Source organism: Paenibacillus sp. FSL R7-0179 (genome assembly GCF_038002265.1).
GTDB lineage: Bacteria > Bacillota > Bacilli > Paenibacillales > Paenibacillaceae > Paenibacillus_AQ.
Window position 1 is genome coordinate 1,076,884 of the sequence record NZ_JBBOCC010000002.1, and the last position, 13,973, is coordinate 1,090,856.

The following is a 13,973-nucleotide window of genomic DNA, read 5'->3' on the forward strand; positions in this document are numbered from 1 at the left end:
TCGTCTATCCCCTACGAAGCGATCCTGAGGAGTAGCTTTACAAACTCAGGCTCAACTAATATAGTTCGAAGGGAATAGGATACGAAGGGAGGTCATCACGCAAGTGGCCAGGAAAAAAAGCTACAGTCTGCGCACAATGATCGCCGTCATGGTGTCTGCCGTTGTGCTGCTGGTATTGCTGATTTTATATTTTATTTTCCGCAATCAGATTATTCCGCAGACCCGGCAGGCGCTGGAGGATAAGGCGATTACGATTGCCCGTACCATCGCCTTGATTCCGCTGGTCTCTGAGGGACTCAGTGAGGGCAACAGCAAGGAGATTCAGGACTACACCTCAAGAATCGCCCGCCGCAATGATATTATGTTCGTGGTCGTGACAGATATGAAGGGAATCCGCTATTCCCATCCGGATGCTTCGCTGGTCGGTCTGCCCTTTGCGGGAGGCGGTCAGGAGATATCGCTGCGCGGAGGGGAGAGCATCTCCGAAGGGGCCGGTCCGCTGGGCAGATCCCTGCGCGGCTTCGTGCCGGTCTATAACAACCGGGGGCATCAGGTGGGTGTGGTCATTGCCGGTCTGTCCCTGGAGCGGGTCGAGCGGCTGGTCCTGCTGAATGAGTGGACGATCATTGCGATTCTGGTCTCGGGAGCCTTGCTTGGAGCGGGAGGAGCATTCATTCTGGCGGCCCAGATCAAGCGGATGGTGTTCGGGATGGAGCCGGAGGATATCTCCAAGCTGCTCCAGGAACGCAGTGCGATGCTGGAATCCACGCGGGAGGGAATTATTGCCGTAGACCAGCAGGCGCGGATTACCATCCTTAATATGGAGGCGCAGCGGCTTTTGCGGGCAGCGGGGATTGGCGGGAGCGCCATGAACCGGCAGATTGCCGAGTTTTGGCCGGAGCTGGGGCTGGAGCGGGTATTGGCTGAGGGAGAGGGGATACAGGACCAGGAGCTGGAGCTGGGAGACAGTTCTCTTTTGGTGAACAGCCTGCCAGTCCGGGTGAACGGGAATATCGTTGGCGCGATTGCCACCTTCCGGGATGAGACCGAGCTGGCTGTGCTGGCGGAGAAGCTGTCGGGAGTCTCGGTCTATGCAGAAGCGCTGCGCTCCGGTGCCCATGAGTTCATGAACAAGCTGCATGTCATTATGGGCATGACGCATATGGGCCTGTATGATGAGCTGCAGCAATATATTCTGGGGACGGTAAGCAATTACCAGAAGGAGATTGGGGCGATCACGAGACAGATCAAGGACCCGGTGCTGGCCGGATTTCTGCTGGGGAAGCTGAGCCGGGCGCGCGAAGCAGGGATGGAGCTGGTGCTGACTGGAGACAGTTTTTTGCCGGAGCCGGCCGATCCGCAGGTGATTCATGAGCTGATTACGATTGCCGGCAATCTGCTGGATAATGCATTGGAGGCACTGGAGGAGCTCTGCGGGCAACCCGTGAAGCGGGTGGAGCTTGCTTTTCAATATGAAGAGGGGCGGCTGCTATGCGAGGTAAGCGACAACGGTCCGGGAATTCCGGCAGGCCTGGGGGAGAAAATCTTCGCTCAGGGCTACTCCTCCAAGGGGGAACAACGGGGAATCGGCCTATATCTGGTGAAGAAAAGTGTAGACAAACTTGGCGGTCATCTTGAGCTTGCCGCCGGCTGCGGGCCGGGAGCGCATTTTATCGTGGATGTGCCTTATGAGGTGAAGGAGGAGGAGGGTATGTGAACATTTAAGGTCCGCATGCCCGCTTACTTTAGTTACAAAACTCTTTAATAACTTACGGAAGGTTCCATAAACTGCTTCTTTGGCGCTATGATAATTGTGAAAATATGCACAAGGGGGCACAACTCACATGAATAAGAGATTAACAGCGGCGCTGATCCTCATTCTCTCCGTGATGCTGGTCATTGCAGGCTGCGGAAACAACAATGCAGGCGGCAGCAAGAATGAGAGCAAGGAAGCGGGCAGCGCGGCCACAGAGCCGGCAGCAACCGCTGTACCTACAGAGAAGGCAGAGGCCGTGTCGGGAGCATCCGAAGCGAGCTATACTCCGTACGATCAGTTAAAAGATAAATATGATATCGTCATCGTCGGCGCAGGCGGTGCAGGAATGTCTGCTGCCCTGGAAGCCAAAGCGGCCGGCATGAACCCGGTTATCTTAGAGAAAATGCCGGTAGCCGGCGGCAATACAACCAAATCCTCCTCAGGGATGAATGCCTCGCAGACCAAGTTCCAGAAGGAGCAGGGCATCGAAGACAGCAACGAACTGTTCTATGAAGAGACCCTTAAGGGCGGACATGATACGAACAATAAGGAGCTGCTGCACTTCTTCGTGGATCAATCCGCAGGTGCCATTGACTGGCTCGATTCCATCGGAATCCGCCTGAACAATATTACAATTACCGGCGGTATGAAGGAGAAGCGTACCCATCGTCCGGAGGACGGCTCGGCCGTGGGACAATATCTTGTAGCCGGACTTGTCCGCAATGTTCAGGAGCAGGGCATTCCGCTGTTCGTCAATGCGGATGTGAAGGAGCTTACGGTACAGGACGGGAAGGTGAACGGCGTGAAGGTGCTGTTCAACCAGGCCGATGACAAAACGATCAGCGCAGCAGCGGTTATCGTAACCACCGGCGGCTTCGGGGCCAACAAAGAGCTGATTGCCAAGGTTCGCCCGGATCTGCAAGGGCTGGTAACGACCAATCAGATTGGCAGCACCGGCGACGGCATTACCATGATTGAGAAGGTTGGCGGAACTACCGTAGACCTGGACCAGATTCAGGTTCACCCGACTGTACAGCAGGAGAAATCCTACCTGATCGGTGAAGCGGTCCGGGGCGAAGGAGCCATTCTTGTATCTGCTGAGGGCAAGCGCTTCGGCAATGAGATGGATACCCGTGACAAGGTGACGGCTTCCATTAATACACTTCCTGAGAAATCCGCTTATCTCGTGTTCGACGCCGGAGTGAAATCCCGTGTCAAGGCGGTAGATCAATACATCAAGATGGGTGTGGTCAAGACCGCAGATACCATCGAAGCACTGGCGGATCAGATGAAGGTTCCGGCCGCTGCACTTAAGACCACCGTGGATACATGGAACAGTGCGGTGAAGAGTAAGTCGGATGCCGAGTTCGGCAGAGCTACCGGTATGGATAATGATCTGTCCGGTGCTCCATATTATGCGATTCAGATCGGCCCTGGAATTCACTATACGATGGGCGGAGTGGTGATCAACACCAACACTGAGGTCTTGAACAAAGACGGCAAAGCGATTACCGGCCTGTTCGCGGCAGGAGAAGTGGTCGGCGGGCTGCACGGCGAGAACCGCATCGGCGGTAACTCGGTAGCCGAGATTATTATCTTCGGACGGCAGGCAGGGATCAAGTCGGCTGAATTTGTAAAAGCGCAATAAGCTATTATTCCATATTGTTCTTATGTAAAAGGGGATGCTCCGCAGCCATCAGGCTATGCGGGCATCCCTTTCTGTGTTGCAGCTCTCTCTGATGCAGCTGCCTTCCTGAACAAGTTGTCCTTAAGACTGTATCGCCGGGGAGGGCGCAGGCTTCGGCGACCGGGTCAGCGAGAACAGCTCCAGCTCCGGGCGGCTCTTGCCGGCCAGGGTATCTGCAAGCAGCCCGGCGGCAATCATGCTGTAGACCGTGCCGTTACCGCCATAGCCTTCAATGAAGTAGCAGTGCGGGAACTCCGGGTGCGGTCCCATATAAGGCAGTCCGTCATGGGTGGAGCCGAAGACCGCTCCCCATGAATATTCAGCCTTGATTCCCTGCAGTTCCGGGAACAGGGCTGTAACCTCCTCGACCAGACGTTCACACTGGGAGAGGACTCTTACCTCACGCCGCTCCACGCTGGTAAGCTGCTCATCCTTGCCGCCGGCGATGATGCGTCCGTCCGGAGTGGTCCGGAAGTACAGATAAGGCCGTGCCGTTTCCCAGAGCAGGCTCTGCTCATGCCATTTTGGAAGATGAGGCAGAGGCTCGGTCATAATAGCATAGGTGTTGATCAGCTCTGCTCCCCGGTCCTTCTTCATCTCCTGGGTCTCGTATCCCATGGCGAAGACCACATTCTTCGCGAAGATCCGGCCGTTCGCGGTATGACAGATTACGCCGTCTTCATTGTACTCATAATGAAGGGCTTCGGTATGCTCATAGACCCTTACCCCGCCGGAGTGCGCCTTATGAATCAGGCTGTGTACCGTCCGCAGCGGATTCGTCTCTGCATCTCCCCTTGAATACAGTGCACCTGGCTTGGAGAAGGCGTAATGGGCGCGGATCGTCTCTTCCTCCCAGAATTCCGAATCGAAGCCGTGCTTCACCAGATTCTCATTCTCCAGCTTCAGCATAGCAACATCTTCCGGCGTACTGGCATACAGCAGACTGCTGCGCTCAATAATCTGCGGATCGATGTCCAGCTTGCCGGGCAACTCCAGAATCGCGCGCATGGCCTGCTGGCAAAGTCTGTAGAACAGCACGCCGTTCTCTTCCCCGAAGGTATTCATGCAGGCAGTCAGTGATTTGTCATTGGCGATTTGCAGCAGTCCCGTATTGGCATGGGAGCTCCCGGTGCCGACTGTTCTTTTATCGATAAGAACAGTATCTGCTCCACTGAGGGACATGCGGTAGGACATCATCGCTCCGCCCATCCCGCCGCCTATAATCAGGCAGTCACAGGTAATGTCTTCCGCAAGTACCGGATATACCGGAGGTTCAGGCAATGTGTGTTCCCAGGGCAGTTGCCCGCTGACGAGTTTCATAGATCTGTTCGCTCCTTTATGTCATTCAGAGTGGTATTATTTGCGCTATTGCAGAGTCTCATGCGTCAAGACCCTAAGGATTATTCATTAATTGTGAGCTTGCTGAATGTACCTTCCGGCACATAAACAGCCTCCCCCGGAAGCATACTAAGGAACGCTTGAACAACCAGAAGGAGGGACTACCGAACATGCAATCTAACCAGATGCAGGCACTTAGCGGAAAAGAATTGGAATACATTGCCGATTCCATTTCCAATGAGGATTTGCTGATTAAGCAGCTAGCGGCTACAGCCGGAACCACTCAGAATTCAACCGTACAGGGGATCTGCATCCAGCAGATTCAGAGTCATACCCATCACATGGATATGCTGGTCCAGCTGCTCCATCAGCATCAGCAGTACGCACCATCGCAGCCGCAATAACAGCCAGAACCCACAAACTTTAAAGGAGGTTTTACTGTGTACGCACAGAATGGAACGCCGTTTATGGCGGATGAAGATTTACTCTACACGATTTTGGCCGATTTGAAGCGGACAGTCCGCGAGTACACCACAGCAGCTACAGAATCGAATTGTCCGGCCGTTAGACGGGTATTCAATGATTTGACTATGGATACCCTCAGAATTCAGGGAGAACTGTACATGCAGATGTCGCAAATGAACATGTACACCCCTCCGGGCAAAGCGTTGCGCCAGGATCTGGACAAGCAGATTCAGAGTGCCCAGCAGACCCAGCAGAAGCTGCAGCAGTTCGTGCGTGAGAAGACAGGCGGGGCAGGAGCCTATAACCAGCATTCGAATGTTTCACAGCATCAGCCGAATGTACAGCAGCATCATAACGGTTCCTATTATATGTAACCCTGGCGACGGCCCTGTGAAGCATTAGAGCGCTTACCCGGCCATGCAGGAGAAAATACAAAAGGAATGCAGCCAGATAGCCCCGCCCCGGCGGGGTTATTTTGTTTGCAGAACGGTACTTTTCATGTCATATTAATACTAAACTCTTTTTTGCAGGAGGCTCTGAGAATGAATGAATTGAAAAGGAAAGTGCTGGAACTGCTCAAGGAGGACGCGCGTAGCTCCACGGCATTAATGGCGACCCTGCTTGGTGCGGAGGAAGAAGATGTCAAGACCGTGATCGCCGAAATGGAGCAGGACCATGTCATTGTGAAATACGCGACGGTTGTCAATTGGGACAAAGTCGATGATGAACGGGTGACGGCACTGATCGAGGTACAGATTACACCGGAACGGGGCCGCGGCTTCGAGGGGATTGCCGAACGGATCTATCTGTATCCGCAGGTTAAATCCGTCTATCTGATGTCCGGTGCTTACGATCTGCTGGTGGAAGTGGAAGGCCGCAATCTGCGCGAAGTCGCTAACTTTGTGTCTGAGAAGCTGTCGCCGATTGATGCAGTGCTCTCTACGAAGACTAATTTTACGCTCAAAAAATACAAACAGGACGGTATCATCTTTGAAGAGCATGAGGAAGACAACCGTCTGATGATATCTCCGTGAAGGATGTAATGTCATGATCATTAATAACGCACAGCACACAGGAGATAAAGGCAAGTCGATGAACTCTTATTTGGCCCCGCTGGTCCAGCAGATTCAGCCTTCGGGCATCCGCAAGTTTTTTGATCTGGCGGCAGGCAGCAAGGATATTATCTCGCTGGGTGTCGGCGAGCCGGATTTCAAGACACCCTGGCATGTCAGAGAGGCCTGCGTCTATTCACTCGAACGCGGCTTCACCGGCTACACCTCCAATGCCGGAATGCCTGAGCTGCGCGAGGGGATTGCCGAGTACCTGGAGACCCGCTTCGCCGTGAAGTATGATCCGGCGAATCAGATTATCGCCACGGTTGGCGGCAGCGAGGCCATCGATTTGGCTCTGCGTGCCCTGATCTCTCCGGGAGACGAGATTCTGATTCCCGAGCCATGCTACATCTCTTATTCTCCGATTACGGCTATCGGAGGCGGGATTCCCGTAGGCATTGAGACCTTCGGGAAGAACAACTTCAAGCTGACTGCCGAAGATCTGGAGGCCAAGATCACTCCGCGCTCGAAGATTCTGATTCTTTGCTATCCAAGCAATCCGACAGGCGCGATCATGAGCCGTGAGGATTGGGAGCCGATTGCCAAGGTGGTCGAGAAGCATGATCTTATCGTCATCTCCGATGAGATTTATGCCGAGCTTACGTATGGAAGCAATCATGTCAGCTTCGCTTCGCTGCCGGGAATGCTTGACCGGACGATCCTGGTCAGCGGGTTCTCCAAGGCCTTCGCCATGACCGGCTGGCGGATGGGCTATGCCTGCGGCCACCCGGATCTGATCTCTGCCATGCTGAAGATTCACCAGTATACCGTCATGTGCGCGCCTTCGATGGGCCAAGTGGCTGCACTGGAGGCACTTACCAACGGAATGGAAGAGAAGGACCGCATGACAGACTCGTATAACCAGCGCCGCAGGCTGATTGTCAAGGGGCTGCGGGAGGCGGGACTGGAGTGTCATGAGCCGCAGGGTGCCTTCTATGCATTTCCGAGTATCCAGGCCACCGGCCTGACCTCCGACCAGTTCGCCCAGCGTCTGCTGCTTGAATATAAGGTCGCTGCTGTTCCGGGAAGTGTCTTCGGTCTGGGCGGGGAAGGTTATCTGCGCTGCTCCTATGCCACCTCGGTGTCCCAGCTGAATGAAGCGGTTGAGCGAATTGGGGCATTTGTCTCACAGCTGTCCCGGGAAGGGGCCTGACCAGGCCCGACAAAGAAGTAAATCGAACTATAGCCGATCACCTTCTGATATGGTATTATTTTACTCTAAGGACAAGAAACACCTGTAATACACTTACATGGACCTCTTATTCCGGAATAAAGGCGCTTCATATCTGGTCGACGCGCAATACTACATCAGGAAGGGTGATTGTGCTGAGCGCAGATTATTACTTATCCTCCTATGGCGGCAAGTGTGGTTCCGGAAGCGGGCTGCCTCGCGCCTCAGGAGATGCGAATGCACGCAGGCTCTCGCTGGAAGATGAAATTCAGATGCTCCGCAGCAGAATGGAACAGCTCTTTATGCAGGAGAAGTCCTTTACCTCGGATAATGTAATAGCAATCAGCAGCTTGCTGGATCTCAAGATTAATGAGTATATGAGAAGCCGTCACCGCAAGAGCAATTAATACAGCAGAATTATACGAAGCGGATGCCTTCCTTTGGGGAGATGTCCGTTTTTTTGTTCATTAGGAAATTATGAATTTCTTTTGTTATGGATATGTTGTCTATGAAAACCGGACCCAAGGTGCCAAATGTATGTGGAAACCGAACAATTGGTGCTGCTGCGATGAGAGATGGGCCCCATACTCCTAAGCCCGTAACACTGTATAGAAATCCTGCAAAATGTGCAACAATACCGCCTTATAGAAGCGCCCGATGCTGAAATTCTGCATGAAATGCAACAAAGCCAGCGCTAAACAGCACTAAACACCGGAATTCCTGCAAATGATGCAACAATACACCGCAGCTCTTAACACTTTTAGAGAAATACTGCAAAATGTGCAACAATGAGTCTAGCTAATTCTAAAATGATCCTGTGCTTCATGAAGTAAGATTAATAAAAATTCGCCAAGGCGGAAAGGCAGGGGTTTTCTTTGATCAAGGTATTCAAAAGCGAGGCCGGCAAAGAACAGGTTCTAAGGTCCTATAACCAGCTTCTTGACGCGTGGGGGACGGAATTTCAGGAGCTTGATGTGGAGACCCCTTATGGGACAACCCATTGTATAACAGCGGGAGAGCCGGAGTTACCGCCTTTGCTTCTGTTCCATGGGGTAGGCGATAATTCGGCCGTGATGTGGCTGCTGAATATGAAGGAGCTGTCCCGTCATTTCCGCTGCATTGCGGTAGATACGCTGGGAGGACCGGGGAAGAGTGTTCCAGGTGAGAAGTTCCATAAACGGACCTTTGACCAGGTGGATTGGATCAACAAGGTTGCTGACGGGCTGAAGCTTGAACAATTCTGTGTGGCAGGTGTGTCGAATGGAGCGTATATGGCCTTCAATTACACGGTGAACGGGCCGGGAAGAGTGCTCAGGGCTGTCTGTATGGAGGGAGGAATGGTTACGGCTCCAATTAAAAGCATGATACATACGCTGATGATGATGTTCCCGGAGATTCTTATCCCTACACGCAGCAATCTGCTCAGGGCGGCCCGCAAGCTCAGCTCGCCGGCCTCAGGCCTGTTCGACAAGCACCCTGAAGTCGGGGAGCATCTGGTGTTGTTAATGCAGAATCATAACCAGCAGGCGATGTTCGCCCATAAGCTTCAGCCTTACGAACAAGAGAAAGCGGTTACGTTCCGGGATCAGATATACTTCCTGCTGGGAGATTATAAGCTGAAGCAGAAGCGGGAGCTTACTAGTACACTGGACGCTGGCGGGTTCCGCTATACGGTCATCCCGGACGCCGGTCACGGCGTGAATCACGAGCAGCCGGAGCGGGTCAACCGCGAGCTGGTGGCTTTTTTGAAGGGGAGTGAGGGGAGCGAATGATTATATAAAATAACCCCCTGTGTCCAAAGGGACTTATCGGGGGGTTATACATGCATGTTAGTTTACCTTGAACGCGGCCACGGCCTGCTGCAGCCCATCGGCCATCTTCGCCAGCTCGGTAGAGGCTGCGGCTACCTCTTCCATAGAGGCGAGCTGCTCCTCGGAGGCTGCGGCAGCGCTCTGGGAACGCTCTGCGGCCTGCCTGGCCACTTCTGCCATCTCTGCCACTGAAGAGGTCAGCTCCTCGGTTCCGGCCAGTAGCTGCTCGGAGGAGGCAGACATCTCATGAACCTGGGTGTTAATCTCACCGATACCGCCGAGAATATCCGTGAACAGACGCCCGGCCTCGCCAACCATCCGTGAGCCTTCCTGTACAGCACCGGCATTCGCCAGCACCGCGTCTGATGCTGCCCGGTTGCCTTGCTGGATCTCAAGAATCAGGGTGCTGATAGACCCTGCGGCTTCGGCTGTCTGCTCGGACAGCTTCTTGACCTCACCGGCCACCACGGAGAAGCCCCGTCCGTATTCGCCCGCTCTGGCAGCCTCAATCGCCGCGTTTAAGGCCAGCATGCCGGTCTGATCGCTGATGCCTTTGATCAGACCGATAATGTTGCCGATCTGCTGGGACTGTGCGCTAAGAGAGGTAATCATGCTGGAAGCATCTGCGGCGGTCCGCTCCATCTCTTCCATCCGGTCCACGGCCTCCGTAATGATGGAATGCCCGTTCTGAGCCTGGCCTGCCGCCCGCCCGGCCGCTGCGGCGGTGTCCATCGAGGCCTCTGCGATCCGCTGCACACCGGCGGCCATCTCCTCCATCGCTCTTGCAGACTCGCGGGTGGACTGAAGCTGCTGATCCGCTCCGGCTGACAGATCCTGAATATTCTCTACAATAGCCTCTGTGGTGTGATTGGTCTGGTTGGCACTCGACATTAATTCCTCCGAGGTCGAGGCCACCTGAAGCGAGTGATCGGCAATGGTCCCCAGGAGTCTGCTCAGATTGGTAATCATCTGGTTCAAATGCCCGGCCATATTGCCGAATTCATCCTCGCTGTCTACCTCCAGCTTCCCGGTGAAGTCACCGGCAGCCATCTGCTGGGACATCTCATTGACCCGGGTCAGCTTACGGGTAATATAGCGGCTATACAGATATACGGCTGCTACCGTCAGGATAAGACCCGCACAGCTAACCAGCAGAATAGACCTTAGCAGCCCTTTAAGCGGCGCATACAGTTCCTGTTCCGGCATGGCGAGACCCACGGTCCAGCCGGTATCCGGCAGCTTTTCATAATACATCTGGATGGTCACGCCGGAATCGGCATAGGTTACCATCCCCTGATTCTGCTGAAGCATTTCTGCTCCCGCTGCGGACAGACTTGCGTTTTTTTCATCTGTTATTTTCAGCTGCATGTTCTTCCCGGCATCCGGCCCTGCAATGTAATTCCCCTGCTTGTCCAGCAGGAAGGCCCAGCCTGTATTCCCGACCTTGGTCTGCTCGATCCTGCTCTGCAGCGTCTTCAGATCGATATCGCCGGCCATCACCCCCAGCAAGGTATTCGCGGTATCCCGGAAAGGAACAGCAAACGTAGCCATCGTTGTCCCTGTAATGGTGTCGTAGAATGGATCTGTAAACGCTGCATGGTCTCTGCCGATGGTGTACCAGTTCTGCCCGTGATAATTATATTCGGGGTCATTGTACTGCTCGGTTGTCACAATTTTGCCGCCGTCCCGGTGGGCATAGGTGGAGAAGTACTTCAGCTTGCTGTCATACCGTCCGGGTTCAAAATAAATACCCACACCATATGTATCAGGATTAGCCTTCAGCGCACTTGACAGCATCGTACGGTATTGATCCAGTGTGAATTCCGCAGCATGACTTTCCAGCGTACGCGCCAGAACCTCGGGAACCTTGCTGTGCACACTTAAGTTCGCATTAATCTCGTTAGAAATATCCGATATTTGCACATTCATTTTTTGTTTAACCTCGCGCTGGATAATGCTTTTGGAATACATGTACGACAACAGAGCGACCAGCACCAGCGTGATCAGAAAGATGGGCAGGATGAATGCAAATGTTCTCATACGTATGCTTTTGAACCGGAGCCTGGAAATCCCCTTGTGAGCAATATTAGCCATGTTAATCCTCCCCCATTAGATAAGAAGCTATTTTTACTTATATTCAATATCATCGGCTGAAGAGCTGATTTTGTTGTTACTTTTTGTCGAAAAAAATATAAAAATGTCGTAATTTCTAAGTCTCCAGGTTAAGACTAAAGGCGGAGACGGCGGCAGACCCTGGCCTGATGCCCGCTTTCAGCTGTAGGCATATAATGAATATTCACGAACATCACAGCGTACGGGCTGGAACTGTACGATGTCAGGAAAGAGGGAATATACATGCTGCAAGCACAGCTGCTAAGGGACCCGAATACATATGAAGAGCTTAAGCTGGAGGGCACGGGGGCGGTCAATCCGGCGAATGGACGGCAATATCCGTGGAAGCACGGGTATTTGGCTTTTATGGAGGAAGCAGATGCAGCAGAGAGGCTGCCTTTTCAGGACAACAGCTTTGACAGTGTGTACCATGTAGGCGGAATTAATGTTTTCAGTGATCCGCATGCTGCGGTACTGGAGATGATCCGGGTGGCGAAGCCGGGTACCCGGCTGATGATTGCCGATGAGACGCATAAGCTGGTGAAGGGGACGTACGGGAAGGTGCCGGTGGTTAAAGGGTATTTTGCAGAGGGAGCGGACCTGCCGGAGATGCTTGGGCTGATTCCGCCGGAGATGCTGGAGGTAGTGTACAAGGAAGTGTGCAAGGGCCTGATGTATTGCATTACTTTTCGTAAGCCATGAAGCGGGTGGAGCAAGTGACAATTAAGGCTTCCTCTTAAGGGAGTTATTTACATGGCGCAAACTGTGATCTTTGTTTGCCACCCTACCTAAGAACGATTACACTATGAATATGTGATTTTGCAACTTAGGAGGGAAATATCATGGCGATCTATACGCGTACGGGGGATAAGGGCGAGACCTCGGTGATTGGCGGCCGGGTAGGCAAGGACGATGTCCGCGTCGAGGCTTACGGCACCATTGACGAGCTGAACTGCTTCGTTGGACAGGCACGGAGCTTGATGGAGGATGAGCGGTTTCTGGATGTCCGCGAGCAGCTGCTGGAGATTCAGCATGAGCTGTTCGACTGCGGATCGGATCTTGCATTCGTGAAGCTGAGTGAGAACCGCTATAAGGTGAAAAGCGAGATGGCCACGCGCCTGGAAGGCTGGATCGATGCGCTTCAGGCCGAGAATCCGGAGCTGGAGCGCTTCATTCTGCCCGGCGGAAGCCAGCTGTCCTCGGTGCTGCATGTCTGCCGGACGGTCTGCCGCCGGGCCGAGCGCCGGGCAGTGACGCTGGGCCGAAGTGCGGAGATTAACCCTGAGGCGGTAATCTATCTGAACCGGCTGTCCGACTATTTCTTCGCTCTGGCCCGTGCCGCCAACACCCGGCTGGAGATTGCTGAAGTAGAATATCTGCGCAGCAAAAAGGTGTTCCGGAACAAATGACCAGCTATTATCCGCCCATCTCCTATATAGTGCCGCCGCTTGAAGACGGCTGGCTGCTCAAAACCATCCTGCAAAAGCGGATGGATGTCTCCCGCAAGCTGCTCTCCCGGCTCAAAATGACAGACCTCGGCATTACCCTGAACGGAGAGCGGGTCTATATCAGCGTCAAGGTGAGCAGTGGCGATCAGGTCCAGATCCGGATGGAGGAGGAAACGTCCGAGGATATTTTGCCGCAGCCGATTCCCTTCGAGATTCTGTATGAGGACGGGCATCTGCTTGTGGTAAGCAAGGCCGCAGGAATGATTGTCCATCCGACCCACGGCCATTATACCGAGACCCTGGCGAACGGAGTGGTTCATTACTGGGCAGAGAAAGGCGAGCGGGTCCGCTTCCGCCCTGTACACCGGCTGGATCAGGAGACCTCCGGGGTACTGGTGATTGCCAAGAACCCTTACAGCCACCAGCACATCTCCGAGCAGATGATCGCCGGCACGGTGGACAAGCGGTATACCGCGTTCGTGCACGGGGTTCCGCCTCTGCCAAGCGGCGATATCGACGGTCCGATCGACCGCGACCCGCTGGAGCCGCACCGGCGGATTGTGACGCCGGACGGTTATCCCTCCTTGACCCGGTATGAGGTCAAGGAGGTCTATGGCAGCGCCGCTTCACGCGTCGAGCTGAAGCTGGAGAGCGGGCGCACCCACCAGATCCGGGTGCATATGGGGTCTATCGGCTGCCCGCTGATCGGTGACGGGATGTACCGTCACCCGCTGTATGGGCAGGCGGCTGGCGGCCGGGCGGAGGCGTCAGCGCCAGGCGAGGAGCGGCGTGCGGGAGAGCAGGCGGTGACCGCAGGCGGCGAGAAGCAGCAGGCGCTGTCGCCGGGCGAAGCCGCCCGGCTCGCGCAGATCGCGGAGCTGGACGCGGCCATTCCGCGCCAGGCGCTGCATGCGGTGCGGCTGGCCTTCCGGCATCCGGTGACGCATGCCGAGCTGGTCTTCGAAGCTCCGCTGCCGCCGGATATGGCGCTGCTGCAGGAGAAGCTCCGGCAGTCGGCACGGTAAGGAAGTGCCGGACCTATCCGGGACTCAGCTTCCCGTTGCTACAGCATG

At 54.4% G+C, this 13,973-nt stretch carries 13 protein-coding genes; 11 read left to right on the forward strand and 2 right to left on the reverse strand.

The window, feature by feature from the left end; all coding sequences use genetic code 11:
- Positions 1–103 precede the first annotated feature (103 nt).
- Together dcuS and MKX63_RS21190 are read left to right on the forward strand one after the other, a co-directional pair.
- Positions 104–1,717 (forward strand): DcuS/MalK family sensor histidine kinase, encoded by a 1,614-nt coding sequence (dcuS, locus tag MKX63_RS21185; RefSeq protein WP_341019841.1) that lies wholly within the window; start codon positions 104–106, stop codon positions 1,715–1,717.
- 127 nt (positions 1,718–1,844) lie between these two features.
- A complete protein-coding gene (locus MKX63_RS21190) occupies positions 1,845–3,404 on the forward strand; it encodes a flavocytochrome c (RefSeq protein ID WP_341019842.1) in 1,560 nt (519 codons plus the stop codon).
- A 120-nt stretch (positions 3,405–3,524) separates the two neighbouring features.
- Here the strand turns inward: MKX63_RS21190 and MKX63_RS21195 are convergent, their stop codons facing one another.
- Entirely contained in the window at positions 3,525–4,763 is a 1,239-nt protein-coding gene (locus tag MKX63_RS21195; RefSeq protein WP_341019843.1) for an NAD(P)/FAD-dependent oxidoreductase, read from the reverse strand.
- A gap of 188 nt (positions 4,764–4,951) precedes the next feature.
- On the opposite strand from MKX63_RS21195, the gene MKX63_RS21200 reads away from it, so the two are divergent.
- The 6 genes from MKX63_RS21200 (at position 4,952) to MKX63_RS21225 (ending at position 9,301) form a co-directional block, all read left to right on the forward strand.
- Positions 4,952–5,185 (forward strand): hypothetical protein, encoded by a 234-nt coding sequence (locus MKX63_RS21200; RefSeq protein ID WP_076158855.1) that lies wholly within the window; start codon positions 4,952–4,954, stop codon positions 5,183–5,185.
- Between the two features lie 36 nt (positions 5,186–5,221).
- Positions 5,222–5,620 (forward strand): spore coat protein, encoded by a 399-nt coding sequence (locus MKX63_RS21205; protein WP_341019844.1) that lies wholly within the window; start codon positions 5,222–5,224, stop codon positions 5,618–5,620.
- A 168-nt stretch (positions 5,621–5,788) separates the two neighbouring features.
- Positions 5,789–6,280, forward strand: a complete 492-nt coding sequence (locus MKX63_RS21210) for an Lrp/AsnC family transcriptional regulator (protein ID WP_036696743.1) — start codon at positions 5,789–5,791, stop codon at positions 6,278–6,280.
- A gap of 13 nt (positions 6,281–6,293) precedes the next feature.
- On the forward strand, positions 6,294–7,511 hold the full coding sequence (locus MKX63_RS21215) for an aminotransferase class I/II-fold pyridoxal phosphate-dependent enzyme (protein WP_341019845.1): 1,218 nt from the start codon (positions 6,294–6,296) through the stop codon (positions 7,509–7,511).
- A 230-nt stretch (positions 7,512–7,741) separates the two neighbouring features.
- The gene (locus MKX63_RS21220; protein WP_341023172.1) at positions 7,742–7,936 is read left to right on the forward strand and encodes an aspartyl-phosphate phosphatase Spo0E family protein; all 195 of its coding nucleotides are present in this window, start codon (positions 7,742–7,744) and stop codon (positions 7,934–7,936) included.
- A gap of 468 nt (positions 7,937–8,404) precedes the next feature.
- Positions 8,405–9,301 (forward strand): alpha/beta fold hydrolase, encoded by an 897-nt coding sequence (locus MKX63_RS21225; protein ID WP_341019846.1) that lies wholly within the window; start codon positions 8,405–8,407, stop codon positions 9,299–9,301.
- A gap of 57 nt (positions 9,302–9,358) precedes the next feature.
- Here MKX63_RS21225 and MKX63_RS21230 read toward each other — a convergent pair whose 3' ends face one another.
- On the reverse strand, positions 9,359–11,380 hold the full coding sequence (locus tag MKX63_RS21230; protein ID WP_341019848.1) for a methyl-accepting chemotaxis protein: 2,022 nt from the start codon (positions 11,378–11,380) through the stop codon (positions 9,359–9,361).
- 315 nt (positions 11,381–11,695) lie between these two features.
- Between MKX63_RS21230 and MKX63_RS21235 the strand changes: the two genes are divergently transcribed.
- From MKX63_RS21235 to MKX63_RS21245, 3 genes are all read left to right on the forward strand, one after another.
- Positions 11,696–12,154, forward strand: coding sequence for a class I SAM-dependent methyltransferase (locus MKX63_RS21235; RefSeq protein ID WP_341019849.1), 459 nt, complete (start codon positions 11,696–11,698; stop codon positions 12,152–12,154).
- 140 nt (positions 12,155–12,294) lie between these two features.
- Complete coding sequence (locus MKX63_RS21240; protein ID WP_341019851.1) at positions 12,295–12,861, forward strand: cob(I)yrinic acid a,c-diamide adenosyltransferase; 567 nt, start codon at positions 12,295–12,297, stop codon at positions 12,859–12,861.
- Positions 12,858–13,925: an RluA family pseudouridine synthase gene (locus MKX63_RS21245; RefSeq protein ID WP_341019852.1), complete on the forward strand. Its 1,068-nt coding sequence runs from the start codon at positions 12,858–12,860 to the stop codon at positions 13,923–13,925. Before MKX63_RS21240 ends, MKX63_RS21245 begins: the two co-directional genes overlap by 4 nt.
- The last annotated feature ends 48 nt before the right edge of the window (positions 13,926–13,973 follow it).

What these genes read in the sequence shown, in the direction of transcription:
- MKX63_RS21190 (WP_341019842.1), top strand. Translation starts at nt 1,845, where the DNA reads ATGAATAAGAGATTAACAGCGGCGCTGATCCTCATTCTCTCCGTGATG.
- MKX63_RS21195 (WP_341019843.1), bottom strand. Translation starts at nt 4,763, where the DNA reads ATGAAACTCGTCAGCGGGCAACTGCCCTGGGAACACACATTGCCTGAA.
- MKX63_RS21200 (WP_076158855.1), top strand. Translation starts at nt 4,952, where the DNA reads ATGCAATCTAACCAGATGCAGGCACTTAGCGGAAAAGAATTGGAATAC.
- MKX63_RS21210 (WP_036696743.1), top strand. Translation starts at nt 5,789, where the DNA reads ATGAATGAATTGAAAAGGAAAGTGCTGGAACTGCTCAAGGAGGACGCG.
- MKX63_RS21215 (WP_341019845.1), top strand. Translation starts at nt 6,294, where the DNA reads ATGATCATTAATAACGCACAGCACACAGGAGATAAAGGCAAGTCGATG.
- MKX63_RS21230 (WP_341019848.1), bottom strand. Translation starts at nt 11,380, where the DNA reads ATGAGAACATTTGCATTCATCCTGCCCATCTTTCTGATCACGCTGGTG.
- MKX63_RS21235 (WP_341019849.1), top strand. Translation starts at nt 11,696, where the DNA reads ATGCTGCAAGCACAGCTGCTAAGGGACCCGAATACATATGAAGAGCTT.
- MKX63_RS21240 (WP_341019851.1), top strand. Translation starts at nt 12,295, where the DNA reads ATGGCGATCTATACGCGTACGGGGGATAAGGGCGAGACCTCGGTGATT.
- MKX63_RS21245 (WP_341019852.1), top strand. Translation starts at nt 12,858, where the DNA reads ATGACCAGCTATTATCCGCCCATCTCCTATATAGTGCCGCCGCTTGAA.